Origin of the sequence: Streptomyces recifensis, assembly GCF_002154615.1 — a bacterium.
GTDB lineage: Bacteria > Actinomycetota > Actinomycetes > Streptomycetales > Streptomycetaceae > Streptomyces > Streptomyces griseoluteus.
In genome coordinates, this window is sequence record NZ_MUNH01000072.1 from 1 (window position 1) to 11776 (window position 11776).

9 protein-coding genes and 1 pseudogene are annotated in these 11776 nt (G+C 69.0%); 6 read left to right on the top strand and 4 right to left on the bottom strand.

Annotated elements, in window-relative coordinates:
* Together CCN33_RS04760 and CCN33_RS04765 are read right to left on the bottom strand one after the other, a co-directional pair.
* Positions 1-1589: ABC transporter substrate-binding protein (locus tag CCN33_RS04760; RefSeq protein ID WP_107483897.1), on the bottom strand; the 1589-nt coding region annotated here is incomplete at its 3' end.
* Between the two features lie 84 nt (positions 1590-1673).
* Positions 1674-2702 (bottom strand): ABC transporter permease, encoded by a 1029-nt coding sequence (locus CCN33_RS04765; protein ID WP_208621656.1) that lies wholly within the window; start codon positions 2700-2702, stop codon positions 1674-1676.
* A gap of 470 nt (positions 2703-3172) precedes the next feature.
* Here CCN33_RS04765 and CCN33_RS04770 point away from each other — a divergent pair, with 470 nt between their 5' ends.
* Genes CCN33_RS04770 through CCN33_RS04790 form a run of 5 tightly spaced genes read left to right on the top strand, consistent with a single transcriptional unit; the run spans position 3173 to position 8748 of the window.
* Complete coding sequence (locus tag CCN33_RS04770) at positions 3173-4795, top strand: peptide ABC transporter substrate-binding protein (RefSeq protein WP_086691437.1); 1623 nt, start codon at positions 3173-3175, stop codon at positions 4793-4795.
* Between the two features lie 5 nt (positions 4796-4800).
* Entirely contained in the window at positions 4801-5724 is a 924-nt protein-coding gene (locus CCN33_RS04775; protein WP_086691439.1) for an ABC transporter permease, read from the top strand.
* On the top strand, positions 5717-6700 hold the full coding sequence (locus tag CCN33_RS04780) for an ABC transporter permease (RefSeq protein WP_086691441.1): 984 nt from the start codon (positions 5717-5719) through the stop codon (positions 6698-6700). Before CCN33_RS04775 ends, CCN33_RS04780 begins: the two co-directional genes overlap by 8 nt.
* A 7-nt stretch (positions 6701-6707) precedes the next feature.
* The gene (locus tag CCN33_RS04785; protein ID WP_086691443.1) at positions 6708-7691 is read left to right on the top strand and encodes an ABC transporter ATP-binding protein; all 984 of its coding nucleotides are present in this window, start codon (positions 6708-6710) and stop codon (positions 7689-7691) included.
* The gene (locus tag CCN33_RS04790; RefSeq protein WP_086691445.1) at positions 7675-8748 is read left to right on the top strand and encodes an ABC transporter ATP-binding protein; all 1074 of its coding nucleotides are present in this window, start codon (positions 7675-7677) and stop codon (positions 8746-8748) included. The genes CCN33_RS04785 and CCN33_RS04790 overlap by 17 nt, the downstream gene beginning before the upstream one ends.
* Positions 8749-8849: 101 nt before the next feature.
* Here CCN33_RS04790 and CCN33_RS04795 read toward each other — a convergent pair whose 3' ends face one another.
* Positions 8850-10985 carry a S9 family peptidase gene (locus CCN33_RS04795; protein WP_086691447.1) on the bottom strand — a complete coding sequence of 712 codons (2136 nt, stop codon included), beginning with the start codon at positions 10983-10985 and terminating at the stop codon, positions 8850-8852.
* Positions 10986-11200: 215 nt separating this feature from the next.
* Between CCN33_RS04795 and CCN33_RS04800 the strand changes: the two genes are divergently transcribed.
* Positions 11201-11395 carry a hypothetical protein gene (locus CCN33_RS04800; protein WP_018544306.1) on the top strand — a complete coding sequence of 65 codons (195 nt, stop codon included), beginning with the start codon at positions 11201-11203 and terminating at the stop codon, positions 11393-11395.
* Between the two features lie 45 nt (positions 11396-11440).
* Here CCN33_RS04800 and CCN33_RS04805 read toward each other — a convergent pair.
* Positions 11441-11776, bottom strand: a pseudogene (locus tag CCN33_RS04805) (transcription termination factor Rho); the annotation flags it as partial.

Consider the following 11776-nt stretch of genomic DNA (forward strand, 5'->3'; position numbering starts at 1 on the left):
GCCTCGACGTCCGCGATCTTGGACGCGGCGTCGATCGCCTTGTTCACGCTCGGGTCGTTGAGCTGCGCGTAGTTGCTGCGGCCGTCGCCGATGTTCTTGCCGCTCCAGCAGGGGTAGAACACGGAGTAGCCGTTCGGCCAGTCCGGGCTCCAGCCGGCGGCGAAGATGTCGTAGCCGTTGTCGATCTTGCCGATCTGGGTGTAGAAGGTCGACTTGTCGATCTGCTTGTTGACAACGACGAAGCCCGCCGCCTCCAGCGCGTTCTTGATCTGGACGGCCTGCTTCACGGCGTTGTCCGACTGCTGGTAGGCGATGACCAGCTTCTGGCCGACCTTGCCGGCCTCCTTCAGCAGCGCCTTGGCCTTGGCCGGGTCGCCGCCGGGCTTCTTCTCCGCGCCGTACAGGTCGAAGTCCTGGTAGCCGGGCGTGACCGGGCTGAGGATCGTGCTGGCTATCTCGCTGGTGGCGCGGCCGCCGCGGATGGTCTGGAGCTGCTGGTGCGGCCAGGCCCAGTTGATGGCCTGGCGGACCTTGACGTCCTTGATCCGGGTGGTGTTGATCGGCCAGTAGTAGGTGACCGTGTCCACCGCGGTGAGGACACGCTTCTTGAGCTTGGCGTCGGTCAGCACCTGGGCGACGCGCTCGGCGGCGACCTCGTTGAAGATCGACATCGCGTACTGGTCGTTGCCGCGGTCCGAGATGTAACGGTCGGTCGAGGCGACGGGCTGGAAGCCGAACTGGAAGACGTACTTGTCCGGGTAGTTGTTGCGGATCGAGTCCGTCTTCGGGTCCCAGTGCTCGTTGCGCACGTAGGTCATCGACTTGCCGATGCTGCGGCTCTCGATGCGGTACGGGCCACAGGAGAAGGGGCGCTTGTCGTACTTCTCCTTGGTGTCCTTCTTCTTCGACACGAGGGAGTAACCACGCATGGCGAGCGTGTAGTTGAAGTCGGCGCGGGGCTCGGTCAGACGGAAGGTGATCGTCTTGCCGGAGATCTCGACCGAGTCGAGCTTCTTGCCGTCGTAGGGGCCCTTGTACTTGTCGCCGCCGACCAGCCACTGCTGGACGTAGCGCGGGCCCTCGGTGACGAAGCCGGCGAAGAGGCGCTCGAAGGTGTGGCGGACGTCGTCCATGGAGAGGTCGGAACCGTCCTCCCACTTGATGCCGTCCTTGATCGTGAAGGACCAGGTGCGGCCGCCGTCCTTCATGGTGCCGGCGTCCGTGGCCGCGTCGCCGACCAGGGTGCAGCCGCCCTTGTCGTCGATCCGGTAACCGGTCAGACCGCGCATGATCGGCACGGTGATGGCGGCCTCGGTCGAGACGTAGATCTGGGCCGGGTCCATGTGGTCCATGTCGAACTGGTCGAGCGAGTAGATCGTCCCGCCCTTGACCGCGCCCGACACCTCGGGGGCCGGACCCGCCGAGTCGGCCTTGGTGCCGACCGGGATGTTCATGGTCTTGCCCTTGCTCACGGACGGGACCTGGGGGCCGGAACCCTTGCCGTCGCCGCTGCCGCAGGCGGTCAGCACGCTGGTGGAGGCCGCGGCCACACCGGTGGCGATCAGGAAGTTCCTACGGGAAAAAGCCATGCTGAGCCTGCCTGTGAGTGTCAGATTCGGACGATCGGAATCAGCCGGACGTCATGGAGGACCGGGCCGGGTGGAACTGGCCTGCTACCGCTTCGACTTCGGGTCGAGCGCGTCACGCACGGAGTCGCCGAGCAGGTTGAACGCGAGGACGAAGATCACCATGGAGATGCCGGGGAACAGCATGAAGGTGATGTCCTGGGAGTAGAACGAGGCGCCGCGGCCGATCATCACGCCCCAGTCCGGGGTCGGGTCGGTGATACCGACGCCGAGGAAGGCCAGGCCCGCCTCAGCGGTCACGTAGGCCGGGAGCATCAGCGTGGACTGGATGAGAATGGGCGTCCACAGGTTGGGCAGCAGCTCCTTGAACACGATGCGCCGCGGGGAGGCGCCGGTGACCTTGGCGGCCTCGACGAACTCCCGCTCGCGCAGGCCCAGCACCTGACCGCGCAGCAGTCGTGCGATGGACGCCCAGCCGAACGCCGAGAGCACGATGATCAGCGAGGTCGCCACCAGCCAGGTCGGCACGTTGTCGTCCGGGGCGATGAAGATGCCGTAGACCACGGGCATGAAGGCGATGAAGAACAGCGTGGACGGGAACGACAGCACGATGTCGATGACCCGGCCGACGAAGTAGTCGGTCTTGCCGCCCAGGTAGCCGGCCGTGACACCGATGACGACACCGACGACCGTGGTGAGGATCGTGGCGGCGGCGGCGATGCCCAGCGAGGTCCGGATGCCGTAGAGCAGGAAGGTGAAGACGTCCCGCCCGAGCTGGGGCTCGACGCCGAACCAGAACTCCGAGCTCATGCCGCCGTTGGCGCCGACCGGGTAGGAGAACGCGTCCAGCAGCTCGGGCCGCTCGCTCGCGTAGGTGGTGTACGGGTTCTTGCCGTACAGCTTCGCTATGAGCGGCGCCGCTATGGCGATCAGGAAGAAGAAGAGAACGACGAAGGCGGACACGACGCCGGTCCGGTCGCGCTTGAAACGCTTCCAGGCAAGCCGGCCGGGGGACCGGCTCTCGCTGCCCTTGGGGCCGTCCGGAGTACCCGACTTCTCGACGGGAACGTCGGTCACCTCAAGCGCGGCAGCCGCCGATGGAGTGGGGGTGGTCATTGGTGCTCCTGGCCCAAGGGAGGGTCTGAGGACTCCGCAGGGTGCTCCCCTACGGGCTACGCCGGACTTTTTCAACGCAATTCATTCAAGGTCAATAAATTCTCGGTCGACTTGGTCTTGTCTTTACCTTCTTTACCTCTGCATGACGCATCCGTAGCTACGCGTGTAGCGCGACCGTAACCAATCCGTGCTTCACTTCGTGCATTTCGGGCAAATCAACCAATGGGTTCGATATGCGGACGGCGAGGTGTCGAAATGCGTACATCGACGCGTCACGATCCAACGTTTCGGCAACGTTGCGCGGCGATCCATTGCGTCTTGTCCGCAAGATCACCGAGAGCGTGCCGGACCTGCCTGCATATGGCTGACGTGTCCCCCCGAACGCGGGGCAATCGGGCGGCGGGCATGCGGGATGTGCCGGGTGGGCCGATATTGACCGGTAACGGTGAGGTGATCCCAAAGGAGGCAGCATGCGCGGATTCACGCACGCCCGATGGCTGACCGGCGCCGCCGCGGTGATGCTCGTGGCCACCGGGTGCGGCGGCGGAGCGAGCGGGACGGCGGACGGCGGGATGCTCACCTCCTCCTGGGGCGACCCGCAGAACCCGCTGGAGCCGGCCAACACCAACGAGGTGCAGGGCGGCAAGGTGCTCGACATGGTCTTCCGGGGCCTGAAGCGGTACGACCCGAAGACCGGCGAGGCCCGGAACATGCTGGCCCGGTCGATCGAGACCACCGACTCCCGGCACTACACCGTGAAGCTCAAGGAGGGCTGGACCTTCTCCAACGGCGAGAAGGTCACCGCCCGCTCCTTCACCGACGCCTGGAACTACGGCGCGAGCCTGAGGAACAAGCAGAAGAACGCGTACTTCTACGGCTACATCGAGGGCTACGACCAGGTGCACCCCGAGATGGGGAGCCAGCACGCGGACACCCTCTCGGGGCTCAAGGTGGTCGACGACCACACCTTCACCGTCACCCTGAACCAGAAGTTCTCCGGCTTCCCCGACACCCTCGGCTACGCCGCCTTCGCCCCGCTGCCCCGCGCCTTCTTCACCGACCACGCCGCCTGGCTGAAGACCCCGGTCGGCAACGGCCCGTACACCATCGAGTCCTACACCAAGGGCTCCCAGATGACCCTGCGCAAGTGGAACGGCTACCCGGGCGGGGACAAGGCGCTCAACGACGGGGTGATCCTCAAGGTCTACACCGACACCAACACCGCCTACACCGACCTGATGGCCGGCAACCTCGACCTCGCCGACGACATCCCTGCCCCCCAGCTCAAGAACGTCAGGACCGACCTCGGCGAGCGGTACATCAACACCCCCGCCGGGATCATCCAGACCCTTGCCTTCCCTTACTACGACGAGCGCTGGAACCGGCCCGGCATGGAGAAGGTCCGCACCGGGCTGTCCATGGCCATCAACCGGGACCAGATCACCAGGACCATCTTCCAGCACACCCGCACCCCCGCCACCGACTGGACCTCACCCGTCCTCGGCACCGACGGCGGGTTCAAGGCGGGCCTGTGCGGACACGCCTGTACCTACGACCCGGCGGCCGCCAAGCGGCTGGTGCGGCAGGGCGGCGGCATCCCCGGCGGCTCCCTGAAGCTCACCTACAACGCGGACACCGGCTCGCACCGGGAGTGGGTCGACGCGGTCTGCAACTCCATCAACCACGCCCTCGGCGACGACAACGCCTGCGTCGGCAACCCGGTCGGCACCTTCGCCGACTTCCGCAACCAGATGGGGCAGCACAAGATGAGCGGCCCCTTCCGGGCGGGCTGGCAGATGGACTACCCCCTCATCCAGAACTTCCTCCAGCCGCTCTACTTCACCGGCGCCTCCTCCAACGACGGCCAGTGGTCCAACTCCGAGTTCGACGAGCTGGTGGACCGGGCGAACGCCGAGACCGACCCGGCCAAGTCGGTCGCCACCTTCCAGCAGGCCGAGGAGGTCGTCCGGGACAACATGGCCGCCATCCCGCTCTGGTACCAGAACGGCAACGCGGGCTACTCCCAGCGGCTCACCGGCGTGCGGCTCAACCCGTTCAGCGTGCCGGTGTACAACGAGATCAAGGTGAGCTGAGCGCCATGGGACGCTACGTCGTCCGGCGGCTGCTCCAGATGGTGCCGGTGTTCGTCGGGGCCACCCTGCTGATCTTCCTGATGGTCAATGTGATGGGCGACCCCATCGCGGGGCTGTGCGGGGAGCGGCAGTGCGACGCGGCCACCGCCGCCCAGCTCCGCAGCGACTTCGGCCTCGACCAGCCGCTCTGGCATCAGTACGCGACCTACATGGGGAACGTCTTCACCGGCGACTTCGGCACCGCGTTCAACGGGCAGCCCGTCACCGAGCTGATGGCGGCCGCCTTTCCCGTCACCGTCCGGCTGACCATCGTGGCCGTCCTCTTCGAACTCGTCGTCGGCATCAGCCTCGGTGTGCTCACCGGACTGAGCCGGGGCCGGCCCGTCGACACCGGGGTGCTGCTCCTCACCCTCGTGGTGATCTCCGTGCCGACCTTCGTCACCGGCCTCGTGCTCCAACTGCTGCTCGGCGTCAAGTGGGGGTGGATCAAGCCGTCCGTCTCGCCGGAGGCGCCGTACGACGAGCTGATCGTGCCGGGACTGGTGCTGGCGTCGGTCTCGCTCGCCTACGTCACCCGGCTGACCCGTACCTCCATCGCGGAGAACCGGCGCTCGGACTACGTCCGTACCGCCGTCGCCAAGGGGCTGCCCCGGCGCCGGGTCATCGTCCGGCACCTGCTGCGGACCTCGCTGATCCCGGTCGTCACCTTCATCGGCACCGACATCGGGGCGCTGATGGGCGGCGCGATCGTCACCGAGCGGATCTTCAACATCCACGGCGTCGGCTTCCAGCTCTACCAGGGCATCCTCCGGCAGAACACCCAGACAGTGGTCGGCTTCGTCACCGTGCTGGTGCTGGTCTTCCTGGTCGCCAACCTGCTGGTGGACCTGCTCTACGCGGTACTCGACCCGAGGATTCGCTATGCCTGAGCCGTCGTCGCACGACTCGCGGGGGGCCGTCGCCGGGACCGGCATGGGCGGGACCATGGACCTCGCCGCCGGCGAGGCCGCCACGCTGGAGCGGGTGCCGGGCGGACCGGCGGGCGGCGGGCCCGAGAGCAGGCCGCGCTCGCTGTGGTCCGACGCCTGGCGGGACCTGAGGCGCAACCCGGTCTTCCTGCTCTCCGCGCTCGTCATCCTCTTCCTGGTCCTCATCTCCATCTGGCCCTCGGCCATCACCTCGGGCAACCCCCTCGACTGCGACCTCGCCAAGGCCCAGGACGGCTCCTCGCCCGGCCACCCCTTCGGCTTCGACGGGCAGGGCTGCGACGTCTACACCCGGACCGTCTACGGCGCCCGTACGTCGGTCACGGTGGGTGTGTGCGCCACGCTCGGGGTGGCACTGCTCGGATCGGTGCTCGGCGGACTCGCCGGGTTCTTCGGCGGGGCCTGGGACGCGGTGCTGTCCCGGATCACCGACGTCTTCTTCGCCATCCCCGTCGTCCTCGGCGGCCTGGTGCTGCTGTCGGTGGTCACCAGCAACACCGTCTGGCCGGTGATCGGCTTCATGGTGCTGCTCGGCTGGCCCCAGATCTCCCGTATCGCCCGCGGCTCCGTCATCACCGCCCGGCAGAACGACTACGTACAGGCCGCCCGCGCGCTGGGCGCCTCGCCCGCCCGGCTGCTGCTGCGGCACATCGCGCCGAACGCGGTCGCCCCCGTCATCGTCGTGGCCACCATCGCGCTCGGCACCTACATCTCGCTGGAGGCCACCCTGTCCTACCTCGGCGTCGGCCTGAAGCCGCCCAGCGTGTCCTGGGGCATCGACATCTCCGCCGCCTCCCCGTACATCCGCAACGCCCCGCACGCCCTGCTCTGGCCCTCCGGGGCGCTGGCGATCACCGTCCTGGCCTTCATCATGCTCGGCGACGCGGTACGCGACGCCCTCGACCCGAAGCTGAGGTGACGGCGCCATGCTGCTCGAAGTGCGCGACCTGCACGTGGAGTTCCGCACCCGCGACGGTGTCGCCAAGGCCGTCAACGGGGTGTCGTACGGGGTCGGCGCGGGCGAGACGCTCGCCGTGCTCGGGGAGTCAGGGTCCGGCAAGTCGGTGACCGCACAGGCCGTGATGGGCATCCTCGACATGCCGCCCGGCCGGATCACCGGTGGCCAGATCCTCTTCCAGGGACGCGACCTGCTGGGCCTGAAGGAGGAGGAGCGGCGGCGGATCAGGGGCGCCGGAATGGCGATGATCTTCCAGGACGCGCTCTCCGCCCTCAACCCCGTGCTCTCCGTCGGTGACCAGCTCGGCGAGATGTTCACGGTCCACCGGGGGATGTCCCGCAAGGACGCCCGCAAGCGGGCCGTCAAGCTGATGGACCGGGTGCGCATCCCCGGCGCCGCCCAGCGGGTGCGGGACTATCCGCACCAGTTCTCCGGCGGCATGCGCCAGCGGATCATGATCGCCATGGCCATCGCCCTGGAACCCGCGCTCGTCATCGCCGACGAACCCACCACCGCGCTCGACGTCACCGTCCAGGCCCAGGTGATGGACCTCCTCGCGGAGCTGCGCCGGGAGTACGACATGGGGCTCGTCCTCATCACCCACGACCTCGGCGTCGTCGCGGACGTGGCCGACCGGATCGCGGTGATGTACGCGGGCCGGATCGTGGAGTCGGCGCCCGTGCACGACATCTACAAGGCACCGGCCCACCCCTACACCCGCGGCCTGCTCGACTCCATCCCCCGCCTCGACCACAAGGGGCAGGAGCTGTACGCCATCCGCGGTCTGCCGCCCAGCCTCACCCACATCCCGGCCGGCTGCGCCTTCCACCCGCGCTGCGCGATGGCGCGGGACGTCTGCCGCACGGACGAACCCCCGCTGTACCCGGCCGGGCCGGACCGGGTGAGCGCCTGCCACTTCTGGAGGGAGTGCCTCGATGGCCGCGACGGCTGAACCCGTGCTGGAGGCCCGGGGCCTGGTCAAGCACTACCCGCTGACCCGGGGCATCGTGCTGCGCAAGCAGATCGGCGCGGTGAAGGCCGTCGACGGCGTCGGCTTCAGCCTCGCACGGGGCGAAACCCTCGGCATCGTGGGCGAGTCGGGGTGCGGCAAGTCCGCGGTGGCCAAGCTGCTCTGCCACCTGGAGCGGCCCACCGCGGGCGAGATCCGCTTCCGGGGCGAGGACATCACCGGTGCGTCCGGGCGCCGGCTGAAGGAGGTGCGCCGGAACATCCAGATGGTGTTCCAGGACCCGTACACCTCGCTCAATCCCCGGATGACGGTGGGGGACATCGTCGGGGAGCCGTACGAGATCCATCCCGAGGTCGCGCCCAAGGGCGAACGACGGCGCCGGGTGCAGGAGTTGCTGGAGGTGGTGGGGCTCGACCCGGAGTTCCTGAACCGCTATCCCCACCAGTTCTCCGGCGGCCAGCGGCAGCGGATCGGCATCGCGCGGGCGCTGGCGCTGCGCCCCGAGGTGATCGTCGCGGACGAGCCGGTGTCCGCGCTGGACGTGTCGGTGCAGGCACAGGTGATCAACCTGCTGGAGCGGCTCCAGGCGGAGTTCGGGCTGAGTTACGTGTTCATCGCGCACGACCTGTCGATCGTGCGGCACATCTCCGACCGGGTCGCGGTGATGTACCTGGGCCGGATCGTGGAGACCGGCACGGACGCGGAGATCTACGAGCACCCCACGCACCCCTACACGCAGGCGCTGCTGTCGGCGGTGCCCGTTCCCGACCCGGAGGCACGGGAGCGCCGGGAGCGGATCATCCTGACCGGTGATGTGCCGTCCCCGACCGCGATCCCCTCAGGGTGCCGGTTCCGCACCCGGTGCTGGAAGGCCCAGGAACGGTGCGCGCGGGAGGTGCCGGAGCTGGCGGTGCCGGAGGAGTTCCGGGCGGCCGGGGGGCCCGTGGCGCATCCTTCGGCGTGTCTGTTCGCGGCGGAGCGGCGGGTCGTGCCGGGGGCCATGGAAGAACACGGGGGGCACGGCAACGGGCCGGGATGACATGGCGTATCCCGGCCCGTCTCACGGCACCCGCACGGCCGTACGCGCATCAGCCTCGCGGGTGCGTATATCGAAGTGGCTTCGGCGAAGTTGCCTGTGCGTTAACGCCGTTCGGGCTGGTCCAGGGCGCGCTTGAGGAAGTCCACCTGGAGGAGGAGCAGGTTCTCCGCGACCTGCTCCTGCGGAGTCATGTGGGTGACGCCGGACAGCGGGAGCACCTCGTGCGGACGGCCGGCGGCCAGCAGGGCGGAGGAGAGCCGGAGGGTGTGTGCGGCCACCACATTGTCGTCGGCCAGGCCATGGATGATCATCATGGGCCGGTGCGGTTCGGCGGGGTCGGCGAGGCCCTCGTCGGTGATCAGGGAGCTGTGGGCGTAGCTCTCCGGGTCCGCCTCCGGGTCGCCCAGGTAGCGCTCGGTGTAGTGGGTGTCGTACAACCGCCAGTCGGTGACCGGGGCGCCCACGACGCCCGCGTGGAAGACGTCCGGGCGGCGCAGGACGGCCAGCGCGGAGAGGTAACCGCCGTACGACCAGCCCCGGATGGCGACGCGGTCGAGGTCGAGCGGATAGCGCTTGGCGAGGTCGTGCAGCGCGCCGATCTGGTCGTCGAGGGTGACCGTGAAGTCCCGGTGGATCGACTTCTCCCACTCGGGGGAGCGGCCGGGGGTGCCCCGGCCGTCCGCGACGATCACCGCGAAGCCCTGGTCCGCGAACCACTGCGAGGTCAGATGGGCGTTGTGGGCGGCGACGACCCGCTGGCCGTGCGGGCCCCCGTAGGGGTCGAGCAGGACGGGGAGGGGAGTGTCGTCCGGGTAGTCCGATGGCATAAGCACGGCGCACGGAATTCGTCGTGCGCCCCCCTCGGTCAGGGTCACGCGGGGGGACAAACCGGGGTCTTCGGCGTACGAGCGGACACCGAGCGCCGATTTTCCGTCACGCAGCACCTGGACACGGGCGCCGGGACTGTCCAGCGTCGCGGAGACCAGGACGGTGACGTCGCCCGAGCGCACCGCCGAGTGCACACCGGGCTCCCGCGACACGCGCTCCACGCCCGCTTCGCCGACCCGGTACACATGGATCTCGCCGGTCTCGGGGTCCTGGGCCGCCTCCCCGGCGGAGGCCGAGACCAGCACGTCCTGCGACGAGACGTCGAGCACCGCGCGGATGTGCAACTCCGGTCCGGTCAGCGCACGTTCGCCCACGGTGAGGACCCGCGCGCCGTCCTCGTCCGCGATGCGGACCAGCTGTCCGGAGGGGGTCCAGGCGGGCACCCCGGCGAAAAGATCCAGCCATGTTGGATCTTCGTCGGCGTGCAGCGTGCGGGTCTCGCCGGTGTCGGGGTCGAGGGCGAGGACGAGTGTGCTCCGCTGGTCCCGCGACTGCACCTGGAGAAGGGGCGCACCCGCCTGTGACCAGTGCACTCGCGCCAGATAGGGGTGTCGCTCGCGGTCCCAGCGGACCTCACTGCGGGTGCCGTCCAGGCCGATGACGAACAGGGTCACCGCCGCGTTGGCGGTGCCCGCGGCCGGGTAGCGCACGTGGTGTGGCTCACGGTCCGGGTGTGACGCGTCCGCGATCCACCAGCGCCGCACCGGCGTGTCGTCCACCCGCGCCACCAGCAGCCGGTCCGACTCCGGGGACCACCAGAAGCCCCGCGTACGGTCCATCTCCTCGGCCGCGATGAACTCCGCCAGACCGTACGTCACTTCGTCGCTCTCGGGGGTGGCCAGCGGCCGGTCGTCCGCTCCCTCGGCGCCGACGACGCGCAGCTCGCCTCCGGCGACGTACGCGACACGGGTGCCGTCGGGGGACGGGCGAGGGTCGATCACCGGGCCGGCGACGGGCAGTTCGCGGGCGGTGCCGGCGCGCAGCTCGGCCGTGAACAGCCGCCCGGACAAGGCGAAAGAGGCCAGTTCGACGGCGGCGTCGGTGGCGTACCCGACGATGCCCGCACCGCCCTCGCGGCTGCGTTCACGGCGGGCGCGTTCCTCGGGGGACAGCTCCTCGTCGGCACCCGCGAGCAGGGCGCGCGGGTCGGCGGCGAGGCGTTCGGTGCCGTCCGCGGTGTCCAGTACCCACAGGGAGTTGGCGCGGTCCGTGCCGGAGCCGGAGCGCAGGAACGCGACACGGGAGCCGTCGGGGGCCACGGTGAACCCGCGCGGCGCGCCGAGCGAGAAGCGCTGGGTCCGGGCGTGTCGGCGGGGGAAGGAGTCGGTGCCGGCTGTCTGGGTCGTCATGGCCCGACCATATTGGCCATGCGCCCCCTTGTGCGGCCGTGCGCCGAGCGATGCGCGAGCACACATAGTTATGATCACTGTCGCTGCGTGGGTATGAACCTGGCGGCGTCCGCGTGGACTTGGCTCTCGGGCCGGTCCGTCGGGGCTGTACCGAAGTCACAACCCCCATAGTCCGAACCCCCCGTGTCCCTGGGATTCATTGGAGGTGAGCCGCCGTGGCACTCTCGATTTCGGCGGTGGTGCTGCTGGCGATCATCGTCTTCCTGCTGATCAAGAAGTCGGGACTGAAGGGGGGACACGCGGCCATCTGCATGCTCCTCGGCTTCTATCTCGCCTCCTCGACCATCGCACCCACGATCAGCGAGCTGACCACGAACGTCGCCAGCATGATCGGCAGCATCAAGTTCTGACGCGGGGCGGGGTGGCGGCGTCTGGCGTCGCCCCTCCTGCCGTGTTCAGCTCGTCGGCAGCGTGGGCTGGACGCGGCGCAGGAACGTGGCGTTGTCCGGGGTGTCCCGCAGTCGCTCCAGCAGGGTCTCCAGGGACGCGTCCCCGTGTGAGCGCAGGGCGCGGCGCAGACCCCTGGTGACCGCCAACTCCTCCCGTGTGAACAGGAGCTCCTCGCGGCGGGTGCCGGTGCGGTCGATGTCCACGGGCGGGAAGACGCGGCGGGACGCCAGCTCGCGGTCCAGCCGGAGCTCCATGTTGCCGGTGCTCTTCAGCTCCTCGAAGAAGTAACCGTCGGCGCGTGAGCCGGTGTCCACGAGCGCGGTGGCGAGGATGGTCAGCGA